Source organism: Streptomyces sp. 12E (genome assembly GCF_055633275.1).
In genome coordinates, this window is the sequence record NZ_JBVNCJ010000001.1 from 5125907 (window position 1) to 5150818 (window position 24912).

Sequence of the window (24912 nt, forward strand, 5' to 3'; positions counted from 1 at the left end):
TCATGGCCGGCAACTACTCCGCCGACATCCAGGCGATCCTGCAGGGTTCCCGGCACCTCGCCGACGCCGTGCGCTACGGCGACGAGATGCTGCCCCGGTTCGAGACCGGCTGCGCCGAGTACGCGGGCTGGTGGGGCGACGAGGGCGGCGACGACGAGTTCGCCAACGCGGTCGGCGAGCAGGTCCGGCGGGAACAGGAGCAGGTGAGGGACACCGTCCTGTCCATCACCGGCGGGTTCATGGCCCTGGTCGACGCGGTCGCCGCGGAGGCCGACCACGTGCAGCGGCCGCAGGTCCAGGCGGTGGAGGACATCGAGACGCACGGCTCGGAGAGCGAGAACAGGCGCTGAATGGCCATCATGTTCCCGCCGGGGCTGCGGGAGTTCATCGAGGTCTACGTGGGCGCGAACGTCGCCACCGGCAACGAGGACCGGGGCTTCGACAGCCGTAACCCCTACAAACGGCTGGCGGACGACGTCAGGGACCTCTCCGACGCGATGAAGGGAGCGATCTCCACCGCCGGGAACTCGCTCCCCCCGCGGATCGCCGGAGAGTTCATCGCCGCGATGAAGCTCTTCGTCGACGACAACGGCCAGAACCACCTGCAGAAGTTCTCCGACGAACTCCGGGACCTGGGCGCCCAGCAGGTGAACCGCTCCATCAAGCTGTCCGAGGCGAAGTACCAGATCCTCATCGAGTTCATCCTGATGAACATCGAGCTGGCACTGATCGCCGCGCTGGCGGTCTTCACCGGCGGTACGTCGCTCACCGAGATCGCCATCCAGAAGGCGCGCACCGCGCTCACCATCCTGCTGATCCTCCAGCGGCTGGGACGCGCCATCCCCACGCCGCTGTCGGTGCTGCTGGAGGCGATCCAGGAGGCGTTCGTCGCGTTCGCCTCGCAGCTGATCTCCATGACCGCGCCGGACGACCCGGAGCGCCGGCGCACCAAGTTCGACTGGGAGGACATCGGCCAGTCGACGGTCGCCGGCGCGTTCGCGGGACTCTTCGGAGGCATCTTCGGCGAGGTCGGCGGCAGGTTCATCAACAAGTACTTCAAGAACAACAACTTCTGGAAGGAGGCCTCCGAGCTCCCGTTCAGCTTCATCAACGAGGGACAGGCGGAGACCTTCGCCGAGGCCTTCACCGGCCTGATCTTCCTGGGCACGTTCACCCTCAACCCCGGTACGTTCCTGAGCGCCGGCCTCAGCGGCCTGATCTTCGAAGCGGCCTCCACCGGGGCGGAGTTCGGCGGGAAGTTCGTCTACAAGAACTACTTCCAGAACAACGGCTTCGGCTCCGGCGACGTCAACGATCTGCCGGGCGGCGGCAGCGGGAACGGCGGCACGGGCGCGAGCGACGACCGGTACGAGTACGAGAACCGGTACGACGACGCGTACGACGGCGGAAACACGTACCAGGACCTCCACGACGACACGTCCAGCGGCACGTACGACGCCCCGTACACGTCCAGCGGCGCGTACGACGCCCCGTACACGAGCAGCGGCGCGTACCGGAGCACCTACGACGACACGTACGGCGACGACTCCGTCTCCTCCGTCGGCGACGTCAGCGACACCGCGTCGGTCTTCAGCGACACCAGCGACGTCTCGTCGGTCTCCTCCGTGTCCTCCTCCTCGTCCCTCCCGGACCACGGCACGGTCCACGGTGTCGGCAACGATGCCGGCGCGTACGGCCTCCCGGGAGCGGCGGGCGCGGTCAAGCCGTCGTACTCCACTCCCTCGCCGAGCACTTACGAGGACCCCTACCGGGACTCCTCCGTGGACGCCCCGGACACCGACACCGTCTTCTCCGCCCTCAACCCGTCGGTGACCAGGACCCCGGGGACCGACTGGACCGCCGGCACGGAGAACACCCTGCCGGTCGACAGGCCCGCCACCGTCGGCTCCTCCGCCCCGGACCTGCCGTCGGCCCGGACGGGCGGCAGCGGCTTCACGCCGGACGGGACCGAGCGACAGCGGTCGACGGACGACGGCACGACCCGGTTCACCTCCGACGGACAACGGCAACAGCCGCAGCCGAACGCACAGGCGCCCCTCGCGACCCCCACCGCGCCCACCCCGTCGGCCACCACGTCCCCGGGCCACGCCGCGCCGAACGCCACTCCGCAGTCGCGGCCCCAGACCACACCGTCCGGCGACCCGGCGGTCACCGCCGAGTCGTCGACCCCGGACCCGCTCGCCCCGGACGACGTCCGTACCCCTGCGCCCGAGGAGTCCGGGCAGTCCCGCCCGTCCTCCGCGGTGCCGAAGGTCGAGACCCGGACCACGTCCGACGACCCGGAGCCCTACCGGCCGGTGCGGACCGAGTCCGAGGAACCGCCGGCCACCGCCGGCTCCACGGTGGAGCCCGCCCCGGTCGTCTCCCGCGAGGTGCCGCCCGCCCAGCCCGTCGCCGTCGACGAGACGCCGCTCAGCTCCCGGGCGCCGGACGGGATCCCGACCGGGGAGTCCTCCGCGCCCGGCTCCCCGGACTCGATCGACATGATCATGGACTGGGAGGAGGGCCGGGACGCGTCCGAATCCGAGTTCGGTTCCGAGCCCGGGGCGGACCCGGCCACCGAGGCGCTGTACGACCGGCTGCTGGCGGACGTGTTCGGTCCCGCGATCGGGACGAGCCCCCTCCACCCCGCCCTCCGCGACACCCTCGCGCACCTCGACCAGCTCCGGCAGGCCGTCCCCGCGCTCCGCGGCGGCCCGCTCGACCTGGACGCCCTGACCCGCCAGGTGCTGCTCCTGGACCCCGCCCACCCGGTGACCGACGCGCAGCGCGGCGAACTGTTCCGGGTGGCGATGGCCCCGGAGGTGGAGTCGGCGGGCAGCCTGGCCGCCCTGGCCGCCTTCCACCTGGAACTCCGCGGCGTGCTGTCCCCCACCCAGGCGCTGACCGCCGACGACGGCGGCGTGTGGGGCCGCAACTGGACGAACGCCACGATCCCCGCCCTCGACCTCACCGAGGTGGGGAAGGTGGTCCGGCAGCCCGACGGCACCCTGGGCCGCGGCGACGTGCAGCCCGCGCCCTGGCACCGGCCCGGTGAGCCGGAGCCGTACGTCGTCATGGCGGAGGGCGACCACCGGCGGATCGTCGTGCGCGGCCACGACGGCGCCCCGCGCCAGGTGCCGATCGACGTGTTCGCCGAACTGCTGGCCCGCGACCCCCGGCTCGCGGCGCTGCCCCCGGGCACCCCCGTGGTGCTGCTGGTCCCCGGCGCCGGTTCCCGCGGCCTGGACCTGCCGCGTCAGGCGGCGGACCGGATCGGCAGGGACGTCTGGTCGGCCAACGGCACCGTGAAGGTGTCCCCGCAGCAGGACCCGTCGCGGCCGTACGTCGTCTCCCTGCTCTTCGGGGAGGGGCTGCCGCGCGCCGACTGGATCCGCAGCACCCCCGGCCAGGTGCTCGACCCGGCGGAGCGCGAGGACGCGCCGGAGTGGGAGCGCGAGATGCTGTCGCACAGCGTCGTCGGCGACGGGGGCATGACCATCGGCAGAGGCGTGTTCGAGGACGCCGAGGCCCCGCGCCGGATCGCGGTGCTGAAGCTCGCGACTCAGTCGTCGGAGCTGTGGCACTACAACCCGGTCACCAAGGAGACGGTCAAGGACGACGAGCCGGTACCGTTCGCCGGCAAGCCGACGTACGTCTTCAGCGGCCACGCCCGGCCGGGCGCGACCCGGGTGCCGACCACGACGGACCCGAGGCACCACACCCACCAGCGGGAGACCGGCCGGATGCTCAGACGGCGTCCGAGCCTGGCCCAGCTCCCCAAGGACCACGCCGTGCTGATGGAGGCGTGCTCGAGCGCCAAGCCGCCGGGTGTGGTCCGCACCCGCAGGGGCATCGACGACACCTTCGTCCCCGACCCGCTGGCGGTCGTCAGCGAGAGCCAGCACGTTGCCAACGAGACCGGACGCACGGCGTACGGCGGCACCCACATGGTCAGCTTCGCGACGCTGCCGGACGGGAAGTTCGTCCACCGCATCTACACGGACTCGCGGGGGCGGCGCGGGAAGTGGGTGGAGCACCGGCCGGAACCCGTCGGCGACCTGCTCGACGACCGCGCCCGTGCGGCCGGCCTGCACACGGACCCCGAGCAGCCCGTCACGGACGCCACCCGCGAACGGACCCTGCGGCTGGTGCGCGCGCTGCGGCTGGCCTTCGGCGCGGCGATCGAGGACGACAGCCGGTACGGCGACCTCCTCGCCGGGATCGGAGCGCTGGAGACCATGCGGGCGGCCGACCCGGTCCTGCGCGACCTCGGCCCGTTCTCCATGGACCTGTTCGAACGCGCGGCCCACGCGGGCCGGCCGGGTGACACCGGCCCCGACGCCTACCGGGGCCTGCTCACCGACGCCGCCGACGCCGTACGCCGACAGCCGGGCATCGTGCTCTCCGACTTCGTCACCCTGCCCCACGTCACCGCCGCCGCACAGCGTCTTGGCGGCCTGACGGACCAGGAGCTGGACACCGAGACCGCCCGCGTCCTGCGTCTGGACGACGGCCCCGCGGCCGTCGGGGAGCCCGAGCGGGCCCGGCTGCTCTGGGCGACGGTCAAGGCCCTGGAGTGGGAGAGCCGGACCCCCGACCCGGACGCCCTCACCGGCAGGGTCCTGCACCTGGACGGGCCCGACCCGGCCCGGCGGCCCGAGTTGCTCCGCCTGGTCGCACAGGCGGCGGCGGTCGGCGCCGACGTGGACAACCCGACCGAGCTGGGCGCGTTCCACCTGGAGACCCTGGGCGCCCTCGCGCCGCAGACCCAGCTGCTCGACCTGAACGGCGTGCCGACCGGACGGCGCTGGTCCCCGGCCCCGCCCGACGCGGCCACGACCACGCTCACCGACCGTGTCGTCGTCGCCGCCCCGCAACCGGGCGGCGGCTACCAGGCCGTGGGCCAGGAGAGCCCGCCGTGGAGCGCTCCCGGCAGAACGCCGGCCTACCTGGTGTGGGCGGGCGGCGGCCGGGACCACCTCCTCATGGCCCTGCCCGGCGGCTTCCGCGCCCGGGTCCCCTACGACGAGGTCGCCGAGCTGCTGGCCCGCGACCCGGTGCTCAACACCCGCCCGGAGGACACCACGGACATCGTCCTGGCCGTCCCGAGGGCAGCCCCTGCGGCGCCCACCGGGCCGACCGGCGGCGGCACCCCGGACACCGATCCGCGGGCCGTCGTCAGTGCCGGGACCGGCCGTACCGTATGGGCCTCGCAGGGCAGTGTGGGCCTGGCCCCGACCGGGCCGTCACGGCCGTACGTCCCCTCCGTCCTGCTCAGCGCGCCGGGGCGTCCCCCGGCGGCCGACTGGGCGGCCGTGCGGCCCGGCGACCCCACCGCGCCCGGCGACACCGGAGTGGACGACGTCACCTTCGCGGACCGTCACGGGAGCGAGGTCCCGTCCGAGCCGCCCGCCGCCCTCGCCGACCTTCTCGATCCCGGACCGGCCGGGGGCCTCGACACTCCGTTGCCGAGCCTGGACGGCGTGTTGGAGGGCCTCGACACTTCGTTGCCGAGCCTGGACGGTGTGCTGGACGGCTTCGACACCCCGTTGGCGGACCACCAGGACGACGACACGGACGGGGACCGGGCGAAGGAGCCGACCCCGGAGGAGGCCCGGCACCGGGAACTGCTGGCGGACGTCTACGGCCCCGACGTCATGTCGAGCCCCCTGTACCCGGACATCCGCGACGGGCTCGCGCGCCTCGACCGGCTCCGCAGGACCGACCCCCTGCTGGACTTCGGCCCGCTCGACCTGGACGCCGTGGCCCGCCGGGTGCTGCTCCTGCACCCCGCCGACCCGGTGAGCAACGTGCAGCGCAGCCGACTGCTGGGGCTGGCCACGGCACCGGAGGCACGGGAGGCGGGCGGTCTGGCCGCCCTCGCCGCGCTCCACCTCCAGCGCCAGGGCGTGCTGTCGCCCACCCACGCCCTGACCACCGGCCTCGACGGGCGCCCCCGCGGCCGCGACTGGACCCGGGGCAGGGACGGGCTCGACGACCTGGACCTCACCCGTACCGGAAGGACCGGGCCCCGGGCCGACGGCGGCCTGTCACGCGACGACGTGGGGACCGCGCCCTGGCACCGGCCCGGCGGCCCGGACCCCTACGTCGTACGGGCGGACGGCGACCGTGACCAGATCGTCGTCCGTGGCCACGACGGCGCCCCGCGCGAGGTGCCCCTCGACGTGTTCGCCGAACTGCTCGCTCTGGACGCCGAGCTGAGCGGACTCCCGGCGGACGTGCCGGTGCTGCTGCTCGTCTCCGACGCCGGCGGGGGCGGCCTGGAGCTGCCGCGGCGGGCGGCGGACCGGATCGGCAGGGACGTCTGGGCGGCCAACGGGGTCGTGGACGTCGCCGAAGGTCCGGACGGGAACGCCTCCCACCCGTACGTCGTGCCCCTGCGGAGCGGCCGGGGCAGTGACCGCACCGACTGGATCCGCAGCTCCCCCGGCCTGCTGCCCGACCCCGCGGAGTCCGCCCGCGCCCCCTTCTGGGAACAGGACCTGCAGTCCCACACCATCGTCACCGACCAGGGACCGATCGGCAGGGCCGTGTTCCAGGACGGCGAACGCGTGCGGCTGCTGCGGGGGATCCGGCACACGACGACGGCGACCGAGCTCTACCACATCAACCGGCAGGACGGGACCTGGACCAAGGACGACGAGCCCGTCCCGTTCGCCGGCAAGCCGGTGTACGTCTTCGCCGCGCACAGCTATCCCGGAGGGACGGCGCTGCCGACCCGGGCGAACCCCCGCCACCAGAGACGGGACCGGGCGGTGGGCGGCATGCTCAGGCGCCGTCCGAGCGTGGCGCGGCTCCCCAAGGACCACGCCATCGTGATGCAGGGCTGCTTCACCGCGACACCGCCGAGCATCAACCGCGTGCGCAAGCTGGTCACGGACACGTTCGTCCCCGACCCGCTGGCCGACATCAGCCAGAGCCAGCACGTCGCCAACGAGGCCGGCCGGACCGTCTACAGCGCCACCCAGGAGATCGGCTTCAAGTTCGAGAAGGACGGCCGGGTCTCCCACTACATCGTCATGGATTCGCGGGGCCGGCGCGGGAAGTGGGTGGAGCACCGGCCGGAGCCCGGCGACGCCGCGCTCGACGACCGCGCCCGCGCGGCGGGCCTGCACCCCGACCCGGTGGGACCGGCTTCGGAGGAGGTCCGCGAGCGGACGATGCGGCTGGTGCGCGCGCTGCGGCAGACGTTCGGGGTGGCGATCGAGGACGACAGCCGCTACGGCGAGCTCCTCGCGGGCATCGGCGCGCTGGAGTCCATGCGCGCCGCCGACCCGGTGCTGCGCGACGCCATTCCGTTCAGCCTGGACCTGTTCGAGCGCGCGGCCCGCGAGATCCGGGCGACGGAGCACGGCGACCCGGACGGCGCGTTGGGGCCCGACGCCTACCGGGACCTGCTGGCCAGGGCCGCCGACGCCGTGCGCCGGGACCCCGACGCGGTGCTCACCGACTTCGTGACCCTGCCGCACGTGACCACCGTGGCCGAAGGACTGGACGGCCTCACGGACGAGGAGGTGAACGAAGAGGCGGCCCGGTTCCTGGGGCTCGACCCGGACCAGCTGCTCATCGGGGCGCCCGAGCGGGCCCGGTTCTTCTGGGCGACCGTGAAGGCCCTGGAGTGGGAGAGCAGGACGCCCGACCCGGTCGCCCTCACCGGCAGGGTGCTGCACCTGGGCCGGCCCGACCCGTCCCGGCTGCCCGACCTCCTGGACCTGGTGGCGCAGGCGGCGGCCTTCGGCGTCGACGTGGACGACCCGGTCGCGCTGGGCGCGTTCCACCTGGAGACCCTGGGCGCCCTCATGCCGGACACCCTGCTGTTCGACGGCTCGGGCGCCCCGGCCGGCCGGAGCTGGACACCGGGTCCCCCGGGCGCGGCGGTGGACGTCAAGTCCGCCCTCGTCATGGCGACGACCCCGGACGGCGGCCACCGTCCGCTGCGCCAGGCGAAGATGCCGTGGACCACCGACACCGCAAAGCCCGCCCCGTACCTGGTGCGGGGCGAGGCCGGGCCGGACCACCTCACCATGGAGCTGCCCGGCGGACTCCGCGTCGCGGTCCCCTACGAGGAGGTCGCCGAACTGCTCGCGGTGGACCCGGCGCTGAACGACTTCCCGCGCACGGCCGACATCGTCCTCGCCTCCACGACCGCGACCCAGGCCCCGACAGACCCGCAGGCCACCGACCGGCGGGCCCTCGTCGGCGCCGGGACCGGCCGCGGGGTGTGGACCTCACCGGGGCCCGTGGGCCTGCTCGCCCAGAGCGACCCGTCGAAGCCGCACGTCCTCTCCCTGCTTCCCAAGGCGGACGGCCGGCGCCAGCAGGCCGACGACTGGTCGGCCGTCCGGCAGGCCCCCGCGTCCCCGGCGGACACCCGCCTGTCACCCACCACGGCCACGACCGGGGACGGAACCGGCACTCCTCCCGGCCCGCCGCCGCCCCCGGAGCCGGATCCGCCGTCTCCGAACGCCCCGCGCCTCGACCCCGCCATGGAGCCCCCGCCGGTACGCCGCACCCCGGCCCGGTTCGAGGACGGCAGGCGGATGCCCGCGTACGTCGACGACCTCCGGTCGCTGCTGCCGTCCGACCTGACCCCCGCCGAGCTCGAACAACTCCTCGCCAACCCGAGCACGTTCGGCCAGAGCACGGTCGTCCTGCGGGGCTACGAGCAGGCCCTGGACGCCATCGGCCGCGAACTGGGGATCCGGCCGGAGGCCCGGCCCGAGGACGGCGCACGACTGCTGGACGACGTCCGGCAGACGCTCCGGGACAAGCCGAAGACGCTGGCGGACGGCAAGGGACGCCCCTTCCCGTACGTCAACGCGGACGGGAAGAAGCGCGTCCTGTGGGTCAGGGCGCGCCACTACGGCAACTGGACCCCGTTCGACGACGGCGTCGGCGACTCGACGAAGATCGACAGCATGCACCGGGCGGCCGCGCTCTTCGGACTGACCAAGAACATGCAGGCCAACTCCCAGTACGGGCTCGGCGGGCCGATCGGCCCGGCGGGCAGCGCGGCGTTCGGCGGCTTCGGCCGGATCGCCGTGCGGTTCGGCTTCATCGACAAGGTCGGCTACACCCTCACCGACCAGCGCATGAACCAGATGGAGACCCGCACGCTGGACAAGTCGCGGGCGTACCTGGACGACATCCACTACGAGATGCGCGTCACGGACGCCGCCGGACAGGACATCACGGGCACCGACACCCGTACGGACAAGACCAAGAGCAACACCGACACCGGGACCGAACCGGTCCCGCCCGTCCGGTTCGCCTTCGGCATCCGCAACGGTCTCCGCGTGCGCCTGCCCGACAGCGTGACCAAGATCCCGGAGCCGGGCCGAATCCCCCGGACGATGACCCTGGACCGCGACTCCCAGTACCGCTTCGTCCGCATCGAGGGCTTCGGCCCCGTCGCGGCGATCCGCGACTGGGCGGCCGCCCGGATCGGAGCCCTGCCCGGCAGTTCGGCCTACACCGAGCTGGACAGCTTCTTCTCCGGCGACAGCTTCCAGCGGCACGGCGGCACGATGGCGCGCGGCCGCATCACCACCCCGCAGCTGTTCGCCGACGACAAGAAGAAGTCACCGCTGGGCACCTTCGTGGTGGAGGAACTGATCCCGATGTCGGCGGTGCTCGTCGGGGAGACCGACCAGGCCGAGATGCGGGACATCAACACCTCGACGGTCCGCAGCGAACGGAGCCGGGCCCACGGCAGGAGCCTGCTGCTGCAGGCCGTCGCCGGGCCCGCCTTCAACTTCCACGACCCCGGCACGGCCCCCTTCGACCTGCGGCTCCAGTTCGGACCGACCCTCCAGGCCTCGTTCGCGAAGACCTGGTCGATGGGGCTCGGCGCGGCCGGCACCCTGAAGTCCGCCGGACAGGTGAAGGGCCCCAAGACCGCCCTCTACCTGGTCATGAAGTCGGTGCGGGTGCGACGGTCCGGTGACAGCACACCGCCGACGCGCTTCCTCACCTGGAGCCTGGACCGGATGACCAGCTCCGAGGCGCGGCGGCTGGCCGGATGGGACGACGGGACCACGTTCGCCCTGCGCCACGGCGTCGCCCCGCCGTTCGTGCCCGCCTACCTGACCGTGGACCGGCCGCGCACCCTGGGCATGCACCGGGTGAAGGAGTTCGCCTTCGACGACGGCCGGCGCACCCGTGTCACACCGGACGCGGCGGACGGCATCGGCCGTACCCTGCTGGACGCGTTCGCCGACGGCCTGGTCGACGCCATCTCGAACCTGCGCCAAGGCCTGGTGGTGCCCCTCGACCAGCTGCTGCCGCCGAACCTGCCGAAGGGCTGGCGCGCCCGCCTGGGCGAGATGCTCGAACGCGATCCCGACCGGGTGCTCCAGGCGGCCCAGAGCCTGCCCATGCCGCCCCGGTGGACCGACCCCGTCAAGTACCGGATCGCGCTCCAGAACACCCTGCAGATCCTCGGCGTGCTGTCCCAGCAGAACGTCACCGCGACCCTGGAGGGGCTGACCACGGTCGGCCTGCCGATCAGACTCACCGACCCCGGCACCGCCGGACAGACCTACTACACCGTCCTGGTCCACGGAACGCTGACCGGACGGCGCTACGAGGGCAGGGACGACAGCGAGGGCATACGCTTCAGCGCCCAGGGCGTCGACCGGATCGACGGCCAGGCGAGCGCGAAACGAGGCCTGGAACTGGGCTTCGAGGGCACGTTCTCGGGCCGTGACAACAACGTCGACGACCTCGCGGGCCTGCCCCGGAACACGCTCGGGCTGACCCTGGGCGCACGCGGGGGCTGGCAGTGGGAGACGGAGACCGGCTTCGGCTCGACCGTCACCAACGAGCCGATGTCGGTGAGCAACCAGCCCACCCACCTGTACCGCTACGACCTGTCCCTCGCCGCGGCCATGAGCGGCTACTGGCGGCCCCGCGGCATGCTCCGCGCTCTCGGCCTCGGGCTGCCGGGCCTGGCGGTCCTGGACGAGCCGGTCAATGTGCTCTTCGGCCGGACGCCGCTGGGCCACCTGCGGGGCGGCGGTCCGAGGACCGGGCAGGTGCTCATCGGCGTTCCCGTCCAGCACACCCCCGACGCGGACCCGCACGCGGACGGGGCGCTCAACCCCTACCTGTCCGACGAGCCCGCCCCCACGCACATGGCCACCAGGCGGGCCCTCGCCCTGGCCAAGGGCGACCTCGTGCTGCCCGCGGACCCCGGTGCGGGCCGGCCCGCCGGCCGGCTCGCCGACCGCGGGACGGAACAGTTCAGGGACTTCCGGCAGCACCCGTTCGTCATCGTGAACATGGTGGTGTCACCCGCACTCCTCGCGGAGGTGGACCGGGTCCTGGGGGAGGCGTCGGGCAACGCCTGGCAGCTGATGAAGGAGGGCGCCGCCACCCGGGAGGCGATCGTCCGCTCCTTCACCCCCCAGTCCCTGGCGTCGGGCTTCGACCAGAGCTCGGGGCCACTGGGCCTAGTGGGCAGCGGCCTGCTGGGCAAGGGGCCGTACGGCGAACTGTGGGGCACCTTCCGGTACGCCACGGCGGCCGGGAACCTGCGGGCCCTCACCCCGTCGATGTCCATGGACACCGAGATGACGCTCGGCGGGACCCGGCAGGCGGCCGGCAAGGTCAGCAACAGCACCAGCTTCGTCTTCGGCGGCCAGCTCGTCTACTCCGTCGCCCAGAACCCGGGCCACGGCCTCATGGGCGCGTACGGCCTCGTCGCCAACCCCGTGTCGACGTCCCACACGCAGAGCCGCAGCGTCGTGCGCACGGTCGTCGCGGACATGAACCGCAAGGGGTTCACCCACCAGGTGCTGGTGGCCGGCGACGTGCAGCACTGGTTCGCGCTGTTCACCAGCCGGCTGGGCACGGGCCGGACCGGAACGGCCGCGGCGGCCAGGACCTTCGTGCCGAACCTCCTCGCCGGAGCGGCGGGGACCGAACTGACCAGCCAGGGCGGACTGCTGGGGCACCTGCCGGAGAAGAGCGCCCACCGGATGGGGCTGATCGACGACGGCATGGGCGACGTCCCCCGCTACACGGACCAGCTCTGGGCGCCGCAGCCCTGGATGCGCGGCACCGCCTTCGGCACGTACGCGGTGAACCCGCTGGACCCCACCGACGCACTGCTCGCGTTCGACAGGCGGATCGGGAAACTGGGGCTCGACGACGAGAGCCGGGAGCGGATCCGGCAGCTGGTGACGGCCCGCGCCACGCGGGCGCTGAAGGGGGAGATGACGACCACCGCCCCGTCGACGCTGGTCAAGGCCGGAGGCTGGGGCTGGGACAGCATCCGGATCGGCAGCCGGCAGGTGCGGGCGCGCGTCGAGCTGATCCCCGGGACACCCGTGTTCGAGGGACTCGACCACAGCGCGGAGCTGGAGGAGAACCGGCGGGCCATCGAGACCGCCCAGCAGAACTCGGAGTCCTCCTCCGGGGCGGACATGGGCCTGATGACCGGCCAGATGGTGTACACCGGCAACGCGCAGGTCCCGGCCTCCGGACCCACGTACACCGAAGGCGGCTCGAGCCGGAAGACGGTCTCGTCCAGTCACACGGTCACCACCGTCACGATCTACCGGGCGGCGTCCACCGAACCGCACGCGGAGATCGTCACCCCGTACCGGATGCGCATCACCCTGGAGGCCGACGACACCCCGAACACCGGCGCACCGGCCGGGACGAAGCCGGCGGAGGCGAAGTCCACGGCCCTCGCCCGCTTCCGGGGCCGGCTGCGCATCGTCGAGGAGGGCGACGTCGGCGAGCTGCGCGAGCACGTGCCGCTCAGCCTGATGGAACCGGTGCGGTCGCGGGAGGACGAGGGGTCCGGTCGGCTGCTGCCCGCGCCCGACCCGGCGGCCGACCCCGCCCTGGCCGGTCCGCCCCGGCCGATACCCCTTTCCCGGGCGGTGGAGGAACTGGAGGTCCGGGACGGGGACGGCGTCGTACGGCCGTTCACCTTCCCCGAGAACGGCATGCACCCCCGCGGGATCATCGGCATCGAGAACATCCGCACGGCCGGCGAGCTCCTCCTCACGAAGGCGTACGACGTCGGCTTCCCCCTCCAGAGGCTGGAGGCCGAGGACGGCTCCGGCGCCACCGCCCTCACCGAACTCCTCCGCAGGACCAGGGAGACCGGGCTGACCCGCCTCGGCACCGGCTCGGCGCAGGCGCTGGAGGACGGCACCAGCTCCACGGCGGTCACGGCGTTCTTCCCGCGCACCACCGAGCCGGGCGGCTACCAGGTGGCGGGACTGACCGAGAAGTCCCTCCTGGGCACCGACACCGGACAGCTGTCACTGCGCTCGGCGCCCGACTTCAGCCGCGCGCGGCTGCTGACGGTCGCCGACGGCAAGAAGCTGGAGGTGCTCAGACGGTACGGGGACAACGCCGGCACGTCTTCGTCCGTCGAGCACAGCCAGTCCTCGGGCTTCGGCGGCGGCTTCCTGTACAACTCTCCCGACGCCGGACTCAACCAGATCGGAGCCTTCGGTCCCGGCCCCAACGACCTCGACGGCGACGGCATGCCGGTCGGGGACGACCACCTGACCTCGCGCAACCTCAAGCCCGCGACGGGCCGGTCCTTCCTCTTCGCCGTCCCGGCCACCTGGATCGGCGTCGGCGACGTGCACCGGGGCATCGTGGACTCGAAGCTCGCGAACTGGGTCCGGGGCTGGACTCTCGCCAAGGACAGATCGGGTCCGCAGGCGATGAGGACCGAAGCGTACGTCGTCACCTGGATCCGGGAGGACGTCGCCCGCGACCTGCGGATCATCACCGACGCGAACTTCCCCGAACGCGTCTCGAAGGCGTGGGACGCGGTCGGGAAGGCGAGCAAGGCGTGGGTCGACGCCGACAAGGCCTACTGGAAGAAGCGGCGCGCCTCCGGTGGGCTGCGCGCGGACCTCGACGCCGCGCAGGCCGCCCTCGACAAGGCCGCCGGGATCGCCCGCGCGGCCACGCGCCCGGTCGACCTGGCCCGGGCCGGTGTCGACGCCGCGGAGACCGCCCTGCGGCAGGCCGAGAGCGACGCGCGCCGCGACCACGGCCTCGCGGACCGGTCCGTGGCCGCCGCACAGGCAGAGGTCGACGCGTTCACCGAGAACGCGTACGGCTTTGCACCCGAGCACGACGGCTGGGCGGAGGTCCTGCGGGAGGAGGAGGACGCCGCCCTGGCCCGCCTGGCCGCCGCGCGGGAGGCCGCAGGGAAACTGCGGGAGGCGGCCGATCTGCGGCTGGAGACCGCGCGCACCGAGAAGGCGGCGGCCGACGCGCGGCTGGACGCGGTCCTGCTGTCCGCGCGGGCGCCCGGCCGGGACCTCGACGAGGCCACCGCCCGCCGGGACGCGGCACGCGACGCCTTCGACGCCCGGCGCGCCGAGCTGGACGCGCTCAGGGACGCGGCGGAGAAGGCCGCGGCGGAGTACCACCGGGTGCGGTCCGGGGCGGACCAGCTCACCCGCTGGCACCGGCTCGCGGCCACCGCGGAGGGCCGCGAGGAGCTCGACGGTCTCGCCGAGCCGCCCGAGGTGACCTACCAGGCCCCGCCCAAGGCGCCCGCGGCCAAGCCACCGGCCCCGCCCCGCTACACCAGGAGGGCCGAGGGACCGGGCACCGTCCTCACGTCCCCCACGAGCGAGACGTACACGCTCCAGGACGTGCCGAGGGACGGCGACGCCTTCTTCCGCGCACTCGCCCAGGGCCTCGAACACGTCGCCCCGGGACTGCTGGCCGCGCAGGGCATCGACCTCACCGATCCGGGGGCGATGTCCGACCTGCGCCGGAGGATGGCCTCCTGGCTCACCGACCACGCCGACGAGGACCTGCTGGCGGCCGTCACACCCGACCACACCGACGCCTTCAGCGCGGAGGAGATCGCCGCGGCGGGCCTGGACCTCGGGACGGACACCCCCGCGCGCCGTGAGTTCGACGGCCTCGGCGGTCTGATCCCGCACATCGCCGACCTGCCCCCCGAGGTGAGGGCCAATCTGGCGATCACCCAGCTCCTCCGCCGGGGCGACGCCCCGTCGGAGGCCGGCTGGAACCACGGTGCGGCGGACCTGCTCCCGCTGCTCGCCGCCCGCACCTTCGGCGTGCGCGTCACGGTGGTCGGGAGCGACGGCACCTTCCAGGACTTCGCTCCCGGGGACCCGGCGGGCGCCGGCGATCTCCAGGCACTCGTCGGCACCTCCCCCCACTCCGGCGCCCACGTGGTCCTGAGCCTCGACGACCGCCACTACCGACCGGCCCTGCCGACCAGCCCGATCCCGGAGTCGGAGCCGAAGCCGGAACCGAAGCCAGAGCCGGAGCCGGAACCGAAGCCAGAGCCGAAGCCGGACCCGGACCCGAAGCCAGAGCCGGAGCCGGAGCCGGAGCCGGAACCGAAGCCGGAACCGGAGCCGGAACCGAAGCCGGAGCCGCCCCAAGGGGACGGCGAGAAGGGCGCCGGGTCGAAGGGTGACAGCGGTCGGGCGCCGGGCCGCCGGGTGCCGGTGCCCGGCACGGGCGAGTGCCTCCTGTACTCCCTCATGGCCGGCGACCCCGTGCACCTCCGCAGCCGTCTGTCCGGCCTCGCCACCACCGACCGCGCCGCGTACGACTGGCTCGGGGACCCCGACGCGGTCCGCGCCGACCTGCGCCGGCAGGCCGGGTCCGGCACCGTGGACGGCCCGTCGCGGACCGCGCTCCGTGCCATGCGGTCCTACCTCGAGGACTACGTGCGCCGCAGCGCGGGGCGGCTGCATCCGCAGATCGTCGGCCAGTTCCGGCAGACCGCCGCCGACGCCTTCGCCGCACGGGTCCGGGGAATGAACCGGGCCGGGATGCTCTCCCTCCTCGCTCACCACGGCGTCCGGCAGGTCCCCGTCCCCGAGGCCCTCGACCCCGCCGATCTGCTGAGGCGGTACGTCGACGCCCGCATGGCGTCGGGCCCCGCCGCCCCGGGCGTCTCCCCGCAGGACGCCCGGACCGTACTGGAGGCGGAGGCCGAGGACCTGGGTCCGCGCCGGCTGTTCGAGCACCTCGGGCAGCACGGCCTGCTGCCGGCGCCCCGCGACCTCGACGACACCGCACTGGGCCGGCTGCTCACCACCGCCTACACGCAGAGCACCGCACCGCTGGACGACACGGAACTGCCCGCGCTCCTGGACGCCGTCGTCCGCTGGGAGGACAGCTGGGGTACGCCGGAGGGGGAGGCCTTCCTGCCCCTCGCCGCGCACGCGTTCGACCTTCGGGTCGACGTGGTGCGGTCCTTCCCGACGGGCCCCCGACGGATCAGCGGTGCCGGTCCCGACAACGCCACGCGGCAGACGGAGGTCTACTACAACGGCGTCGACCACTACGACGGCAGCGACGCCGCAGCCCGCGACCGGTTCGGCGACCCGGTCCTCCCGAAGCGGATCAAGGACGAGGAACGCGACCAGGACGGCGACGTACGGCTCAACCCCCTGTGGGTGCCGTTGGACGAGGTCGATCCCGACCTGCTGATCACCGGCAACCGCGACGCGGTGTGGCTGTACACGGTCACCGATGACGGGCGGGTGATCCTGGGCACGGAGCACCTGAGCGGCATCATCACGCCCGAGCAGTTCGACGCGCTGCTGGCGGGGATGAGGGAGAAGGACCCCGGTCTGACGGCCCAGGCGCTGCGCGGGACGCTGGACGGGCTGGGCCACACCGGCATCGCCGCCGGTTTCGTCGACGACGGAGGGGAGACGGCCGGCCGGACGCTGCCGGGCCGCAGCCGGGTGTCCGGCGAGTTCCGCTGGAACGAGAAGCTGCGTTCCTGGGTGGTGAACGACAAGTCGGGCCGTTACATGAGCGAGTCGGTCCGCCCGGGTCTGGACGCGGCGGAGGCCGCCGACTGGCTGACCAACGTGGCGGCCCTGTTCAGCGCCCGGCTGGGCGTCGCCGTCCGGACCGACCAGGTGAAGACGGCCGCGCCCGTCCCCGCACCGCCCCCGGCCCCGCCGACGGCACCCGCACCGCCCCCGCCGTCGGCGCCCACCGCCACTCCGGCCGGCCGGAGCGTCCCGGCCCCCTCGGACCCACCGGGCACGCCGTCCGGTGACGACACCGGCAAGCTGGACGTCGCGCGCCGGGTCGGCGCCGTGCTGCACGGCCTCGGCCACCCGGTGGTGCTGGCCGGAGCGGCCCGCGGCCGGGTGCAGTTCGGCCAGCCCCGGCCGCTGGGCGCCGTGGAGTTCCAGCTGCCCGCGGCCACCCTGCCCGCCGTCGACGGGATCCGCGCGGCGCTGGAGCGGGAGATGCCCGGGGCGTCGGTACGGGTCCTGCCCGGCACGGACGGCGGCCGGGTCCTCGGCCTGTCGGTGAACGGCGTCGGCATCACGGTCACGGCGGTGGACCGGCCCGCCTCCGGCACGGTCACGGCCGACGGCTTCACCGTGCCGGCTCCCGCGGACTCCCTGGCCGACGCCGCCCTCGCCCTGGCCGTCGGCACCGACCCGGAGCTGCGCGGCCGCGACCTCCTCGACCTGCTGTGGGCGCTGCACCGCACCCCCGCCGACGACCCCCGCACGGTCACGCCGGTCCTCGCGCGCGAGGACGCCTACCGCGCCGCGCGGCCCGCCGGCGCCGGCTCCCTCGCCGTACGGCTCAGCGAACTGCTCGACTCCGCCGCCCGGGACCCCGAGGCCCTCGCCCGCCACGAGGAGACCTGGAGCGCCCTCGGCGTCACCGACGCCGACCTGTCCGCGCTGAGCGCCGAGCTGACCGCGCTCGCCGACGGGCTGCGGGTCCGCCCGGAGGTGACCGCGGACCCGGTCCGGGCGCTCGCCGCCCGGCTGCCCGGCCTGTCCGCCGCCGACCGCGACGCGGCTCTGGCGTCGCTGCCGCCCGCGCACCGTGAGCGGCTGGCCTCCGACCCCGCGCTCGTGGACGCCCTGCGCGCCAGGGTCACCCCGACCGGGATCACCCCGACCGGGATCACCCCGACCGGGATCACCCCGACCGGGATCACCCCGGCCGAGTTCGCCTCGGTCGTGGCGCGCCTCATGACGCAGGTGCCCGACGGGGTCGAGCAGCCCGTCTCCGCCGGCGACCGGGCCCGTGCCCAGGTCGCACGGCTGCTGCAGGACCCCGACGTCGCGGCCCGGCTGCTCAAGGGCGGTTCGCGGGTCGTGGTGGTGCCCAGGAGCGAGGCCATGACGTCCCTGGACGCCTTCCGCCACCTGCGGGGCGGCGTCACCGACGACGGCCGTCCCTGGGAGACCGTCCGCGGCGCCGGCCTGCGCAGCGCGGCCGTCACCGAGGAGAACCTGCTGGGTGAGCGCACCACGGTCCCCGACGGTGAGTCCGCCCAGGCCGACGGCTACTCGACCACCGTGCACGAGGTCGCCCACGTCGTGCACCTCCACGGCCTGGACCCCGACGACCGGCAGCGCGTCACCGACGCCTACCGGGCCACCGCGCGGGCCGGCGAGGCGGGCTCCTGGCCCGACGGCCCCCTCCACGGCCACGACGCCGACGGCCGTCGCAGCGCCCCCAACTACAGCAGCCGCGACGAGCGCGAGTTCTTCGCCCAGCTCACCAACGTCTACCTCAGGGCCAACGGCGGGACCGACCCGTACACCGGACTGCCGCGCAACAACGACGGCCCGGAGTGGGTGCGCGCGCACCAGCCGGACCTGTACCCCCTGCTGCGCCGGCTGTACGGCGAGGGCCCCCCGCCCCGGCCCCGCCACCCGCGCAGCGCCGCACCCGCCCGTCCCCGCGGAGTGCGTCCCGCGGACGTCAACCCCGTCGAGGCCACCGACGTCGAGAACGAGGCGCTGGCCCGTGCCCGTGCGCTGTGGGACGTCGCCGAGGGCGGCCCGGGCGACGGCGGCGACGCCTACGTGGCCGTCCGCGCCCTGTGGGACGGCACCGCCGGCGCGCACGCGCCGCAGCCGCACACCCCCGCGCCGCTGCCGCTGCCGCTGCCGCACCCCACTCCGCTGCCGGCGGCGCGGTCCGCCGCCGCACCGCCGCCCGCCGACAATGCGGCCCAGCAGCGTCTTCAGGAACTGTGGGCACTCGTCGACGCCACCTTCGGCTCCCAGCCGCTCCCGCCGGAGCTGCGCAACGGGCTGTTCAACTCACTGCGCGTGATCGAGGTGGTGCGCGCCGGGCACCCCCGCTTCGGCGCCGGCCTGGACCTCGACGGCATCACCCGGATGTTGTTGCATCTGGCGCCGGACGAACCGGTGGACGCGGCCCGGCACTACGAAGCCCTCACCCTCGTGAGCAGTGCCCATCGCCGGGGCCGGAGCGGCAGCCTGGACGCCATCGCCGCCTACGGGCTGACCCGGCAGGGTCACCCGGAGCAGTCCGTGCTCAGCGGGGACGACGGCACGCCGCACGGCAGGAACTGGACCGGACGTTCCGGTGTCCAGCTGCACCTGAACATGGTCGCCGATTCCCGGGGCGTCCACCCCGCGCCCTGGGGACCCGCCGCCCACGCGCTGGTGGCCGAACGGAACGCCGAGGGAGCGGTGGTGGCGGACGGACGACCGGTGTCGGACGCGGAGTTCGCCGAACTGGTGCTGCACGACCCCGAGCGGCGGCCGAACGAGCCCGTGGTGCTCCTGATCGGGGAGGAGGACGGCCGCAACGAGGCCCTCGCCCGGGTGATCGCCGACCGCACCGGCGCCCGCGTCTGGTTCACCTACGGCGACCTGCGACTCGAAAGGGCTCCGGACGGCCGTCGGGTGCCGGTCCTGGCCGCGCCGACCCCCGGGAGCGATCCGGTCGGGACCTGGGTCCCCGCCGACCCGGGACTGGTCCCGGACGACCCGGCGGCCACCGTCAGGGCCGCGAACGGCACCGTCTTCCCCGACGCCGACATCCACTCGTACCCGCTGGTCACGGTCGACGGGCAGACGCTGACCGGGCGGGCGTTCCTCGACGCGCACGACATGGCGATGCGGGAGGAGGCCCTGCGGGTGGTGTCCGCCATCCAGCACTACACCAACGAAGTGGAAGGACTGCCCGGTGTGTACGCCGGGCGGCAGGGCGGCCTGCTGCCCCTGCCGCGCGGCCTGGCCGACTCCTACGTCTTCGTCGGCCACGGCGACAGCGGACGCACGACCGTGCCCCGCCGCAGCACCCGCGCCAACCAGGCGGTCCACCCCCGGCAGCTGGGCCGGATGCTGGCACGGCGCAGGAGCCTGCGGGCACTGCCTCCCGAGCAGCCGGTGTGGTTGCTGATCTGCGAGATGTCCATGACGCGCGCCGACCAGGACCTGCTCGCCCATCCCTCCTCCGCCCAGTACGTGGCCAACGAGACCCGCCGCACCGTCTTCACCGTGGACCGGCAGATCTCGCCGAGCGAGGCCGAGGGCGGCCTGCCGCCGCGCCTGGTCCTGGACGACGACCCCGACAACCCCGTGGGTCACATCGAGGAGTTCCTCCCCGAGCCCAGGACCGTCGCCCTCGGCGCGCTCGCCGACCTGGGCGGACTGCCCGACCGGCTGCCGGACCGCGCGGACCGCGCCCGGCACTGGGTGCGGGCCCTGCGTCAGACCCACGGCGTGCGCATCGACTCCGACCCGGCCCGCGAGGAGGAGTTCCACGAGCTGATCGAGGGCTTCGGCGCCCTCGAGAGGCTGCGGTTCCAGGCGGCCGGCAACACCGACCCCGGCCTGCTCACCTGGGGCGGCCTCCGGCACATCGTCGGCCGGTACGCCGCCCGGCAGGGCTGGGACCGGTCGCTGACCGCCGGCTCCCTGGCACACCTCCTGCACGCCGCACGCGCCGGCCGGCTGTCGCCCTCCGACGCCGTGGGACCCACCGCCGCCGCCGCGCCGCCGGTCTCCACCGTCACCCTGGCCCCGGCGGACGGGGTGTCGGGGCAGGCGGGCCCGGGAGCGCTGCCGGACACCGGCCCCGGCCTCGTCGACGAGGCCGGGGGCGTGGCGGTGCCGGACGACGACGGACCCGCCCCGGCGCCTCCCCCGTCCCCGTCCCGGGTCGTCTTCGAGCACCGCCACCGGGACATCACCGACCCGGACCAGCGCCGGCGGCTCGCCGAACTGGCCGAGCGGATCGTGCTGTCCGGCCTGCGGGACCTCAGGGCAGGTCTCCGCCTCCCCACGATCACGGTCACCGGCTACAGCAACGGCCCGCGCTTCGCGCTGTCCGGTGAGGCCGTCGAGCACGCCGGGACGGTCGGCCGGCAGCGGGCGGAGGCCGTGCGCGACCTCCTCCTCGACGAGATCCGGCGTCAGCTGGAGCTCAACGAGCAGGCCGTGCGCGACGTCGCGGAGGTACGCGGCGGCACGGTCCGGGCCGAGGACTTCACGGTCGTCACGGAGAGCGGCGGCCGGGACATCGGCTCCGTCGGCCCGGTCGACGGCGCCACCGGACGGGCGGCACGGCGGCAGGCGGTCGTCACGGTCGACCGCTCCCCCCTGTCGGAGGCCGTCGCCCGGCTGGCGGAACTGAGCCCGGAGGACTTCGGCCGACCGGACTACTTCACCGGCCCGGACCGGCTCGCCGGGAACCTCCTGCACCTCGACGACAACCCCGGGGACGACCCCGACTCGGACAGCGACTCGGACGACGACTCGGACAGCGACGTGGACGGCGAGTCCACGGACACCGCTCCCGTCCCGGTGCGCTTCGACGTCGACGACCTGTCGCACCGCGTGCGCCGGCTGTACGAGCTGACGGCCGAGGCGATGGCCGCCGGCCGGGCGACCAGCACGGCGTCACTGACCGCGTACCACCTCGGCAAGCAGGGCCTGCTGTCCGACGCCACCCGCCTGACCGCACCCGACGGCACCCCACTGGGCCGCAACTGGACGGGCCGGCCCGCCCAGGACCTGGACGTCTCCTCGTACGACGTGGTGGACGGCGCCGACCGGGACCCCCGGCCGTCACCGTGGGCACGCCCGCCCGGTGCTCCCCTCCCGTACGTGATCGGGACGAAGGACGGCGACCACACCAAGGTCAGGCTGTCCCTGCCGGACGGCAGCAAGCGGTGGCGGCTGTCGCCGGAGGAGTTCGCCGAACTGCTGGCGCAGGACGGGGAACTGGCGGGCCGTGAGGACGCCGCCGAGGTGGTGCTCGTCTCGCCGAACGCCGGCGACATGGGACTGGACCTGCCGCGCAGGGCCGCGGCCCGGTCGGGCAGGACGCTGTGGTCGCACAGCGGCGAGGTCGCCCTGAAGCCGCACCCCGGCACCGGCCGGCACCGCATCGAGGTGACCGACGACCGGGCCCTCGGCGACGAGTCGATGGGCGAGTCGGCGGACGACCTGATGGGCGAGCCGATGGGCGAGTGGATCGCCAGCGACCCCGACGACCTGGGTCCGGACGAGGGACGGCCGGAACCCGGCGAAGGCGTCCTGCGCACGATCGACGGGAGGACACTCCGGGACGCGGACGTCAAGTCGGTCACCCTCACCGACGAGGGCCGGCCCGTCGGCCGCGCGGTGGTCGACGGCGCCGACCTGCTCCGGCGCGAGTCGTGGCTCCAGGACCTGGTCCGGTCGACGGAGTGGTCCGTCTACGACCCGGTCACCGGCGAGCCGGTCGGGAAGCCCCGGCCGGTGCCGTGGAAGGGCCGCAAGCCCTACTTCTTCCTCGTCCACGGCCTGCCGGGGCAGACCCTCATGGTCGAGAACATGCTCCAGAACAACGTTCCGGTCCGGGGCACGGAGACCGGCGGCTACCTCCGGCGGCGCCCCAGCGTGTCCCGGCTGGACCGGGACACCCCCATCGTGTTCCTGTCCTGCTGGGGGAGCGGACCGGAGGGGTACACCGCCGCCGCCCTGAAGCGGAGCCGCCCGTTCGTCCCCGACCCGCTCGCCGTCTCGTCGGCGGCCCAGGACGTCTCCAACGTGACACGGCGCGACGTCTACGCCCCGGACAGGGAGCACCTGAGCCGTTACGTGAAGGGAAAGCAGGGAAAGCTGTACGACCACGGCATCGGCGCCACCCCGGCGAACGACCCGGTGGACATGGCGAGGCTGCGCCCCGAACCGCTCCCCGAGGAACTCGACACCCTGGCCGCGCAGGCCGGCCTGGAGACCTCCCCGGACTTCACCCCGGCCACGGCCCGGGAGACGGCACTGCGGCTGGTCCGCGCCCTGCGCATGACGTTCGGCGTCGACGTGGAGAAGGACGGGGACGACCCGGCCGGCACGTACCGCCGACTGCTGCGCGGCATCGGCGCCCTGGAGGTCATGCGCCGCGGGGACGGGAACCTGCGGGAGTACGGGGAGCTGACGCTCGACCTGCTCGACCGGGTCACCCGCGCGCACCACGGCCTGACGACCGCCCCCGGCACCCGGCCCGCGCCGCCGGACCCCGACGCCGTACGGACGATGCTCGACGCCGCGTCGGCCCACCTGTCCACCCACCCGGAGTCCGCGCTGCCGGACTTCGTCCCCCTGCCCTCCGTGGACCGGGCCCGCGAACTGATCGGCCGGCACGATCCGGAGCGGTGGACCCGCCAGGTGCTGGGACTGCGCACGTCGGCCCCCGTCACCGCGACCGACCGGCAGCACGCGCTGTGGGCCACGGTCAAGGCCGTGGAGAGCGTGGAGAACCACCCCGACCCCGATGCCCTGACGGCGAAGGCGCTCCACCTGCCCACCGGCGAGGACCCGCGGGACGAGGTCCTGCGGACGGAACTCCTCCGGACGGCTGCCACGGCGGCGGCCCTCGGCCGCGACGCCTACGACCCCACCGCGCTCGCCGCGTACGACCTCGAACGCCACGGCGCGCTGGACGACCGCACCCTCATCACCTCCGTGAACGGGGCGAAGACCGGCCGCAGTTGGACGGGGAAGCCCGCCCCGGGTCGCGTGTGGGCGGACCGGTACGTGATCTCACCCGACGGCGGCCTGGGCAACAGCCGCGGGGCCCTGGCGCCCTGGTACCGGAGGGACACCGCGAAGGGCGCCCATCCCGGCGCATACGTACTGGACATGACCGGCACCACCCCGGGACAGGTCGACATGCCCTGGCCGGACGGCGCCACCCGCCCGGTGCCCTACGACGAGATCGCCGAACTGCTCTCCCACGACCCCGTCCTGGCGCAACTGGACCGGGACGTCACGGTCGTCCCCGTCGGAGCGGGGACGGGGGCCGCCGGCCTGGCCGAGGCGGTCGCCGCGCGGACGGGGGCCGCCCGGACGGTGTGGCTGCCGACGCGCCCCCTCCGGCTCCTCGACCGGCGGCCGGCGGTGAACGAGAGCCTCCTCGTGCTGACCTCACCCCAGGACGACACGGGAGCCCACTGGTCGCAGACCAGTCCGCCCGCGCCCGAGTCCGGACCCGTGCCTCAGCCCTCCGGACCCGCCCCCGACGTCATCACGGTCGGCGGCGCCGCCCCGCTGCAGGCGCCGCCGTCCGAGGCGGACCGGCGCCGGTGGATCGCCGGTCAGGTGAGCGAGGAGGACCTGCCCGGCAACCCGCCGGGGTTCACCGGCGCCGAGCTCGTCACCCTGGCCGAACTGAGGGACGCGGGCATCGGCATCACCCCCGGAATGGACGTCGAGGCACAGCTCGGCGGAGGCGTCCGGGGCAGCGGACTGGCGCCGCTCGACCAGGTGAGGCTGCTGCTGGCCCGCCCCGGCCCGTGGCCGGACGCCCTCGACGCCGTCGCGGCCGCGGTGTCGCGCCGCATCTGGCGCTCGGCCCTCACGGACTTCGAGGCCGCGACCCCGGGCCCCGACGCCGCCCGGACGTGGGAGACGGCCCTCGGGCTGCTCCTGCCGGGTGATGCGGACTCCGTGCTCGCGGACTGGCGGTACGCCGCGGAGGCGTACCGCGACGCGGTGCGCCGCCTCGCCGGCCTGCTGGCGGCGGAAGGAACGGACCCCCGGACGGTCGAGCGCCTCGCCGCCCGGTTCCGGGAGATCCTCGGACCGGTGGACGAGTGGAGCGAGGAGTGAC

At 74.4% G+C, this 24912-nt stretch carries 2 protein-coding genes; both read left to right on the plus strand.

The genetic code is table 11. The features are described from left to right. The first annotated feature begins 2 nt into the window (after positions 1-2). Positions 3-350: a hypothetical protein gene (locus tag ACZ8ZB_RS23875; RefSeq protein ID WP_470739691.1), complete on the plus strand. Its 348-nt coding sequence runs from the start codon at positions 3-5 to the stop codon at positions 348-350. After that, on the plus strand, positions 351-24911 hold the full coding sequence (locus ACZ8ZB_RS23880; RefSeq protein ID WP_470739692.1) for a lonely Cys domain-containing protein: 24561 nt from the start codon (positions 351-353) through the stop codon (positions 24909-24911). It abuts the gene before it with no gap. Position 24912: the final 1 nt, after the last annotated feature.

What these genes read in the sequence shown, in the direction of transcription:
- ACZ8ZB_RS23875 (WP_470739691.1), top strand. Translation starts at nt 3, where the DNA reads ATGGCCGGCAACTACTCCGCCGACATCCAGGCGATCCTGCAGGGTTCC.
- ACZ8ZB_RS23880 (WP_470739692.1), top strand. Translation starts at nt 351, where the DNA reads ATGGCCATCATGTTCCCGCCGGGGCTGCGGGAGTTCATCGAGGTCTAC.